We start from the raw sequence: 402 nt of genomic DNA, 5'->3' as shown, positions 1-402 counted from the left end.
CGCATCCGCAAGATGCCCGGGCTCTCGAACGTCCCCGTGATGATGCTCACCGCCAAGGACACCGAGCTCGACAAGGTGCGCGCGCTCGACGGCGGCGCGGACGACTACCTCTCCAAGCCCTTCGGCATGATGGAGATGGTCAGCCGCACGCGCGCTCTCCTGCGCCGCGCGGGGCGCCAGGCCGAGGAGCCTGAGTCGCAAAGCCTCACGGCCGGCCCCGTCAAGCTGTGGCCGGACCGTCGCGAGGCCACCCTTGACGGTAAGGAGCTGCAGCTCACCATGCGCGAGTTCGACCTTCTTTCCTTCCTCATGAAGTCGCCGGGCGTGGTGTTCTCGCGCGAGACCCTGCTCCAGCGCGTCTGGGGCTGGGACTTCGACGGCGGCTCGCGCACCGTGGACGTC

The 402-nt window shown here is 68.9% G+C and carries 1 protein-coding gene; it reads left to right on the top strand.

Annotated features, from left to right (window positions below):
• On the top strand, positions 1-402 hold a 402-nt coding region (locus ACT84W_RS08445; RefSeq protein WP_444328884.1), incomplete at both ends, for a response regulator transcription factor.

This window comes from Paratractidigestivibacter sp., assembly GCF_052362415.1.
Lineage (GTDB): Bacteria > Actinomycetota > Coriobacteriia > Coriobacteriales > Atopobiaceae > Paratractidigestivibacter.
This window is presented reverse-complemented; position numbering and strand designations above follow the sequence as displayed.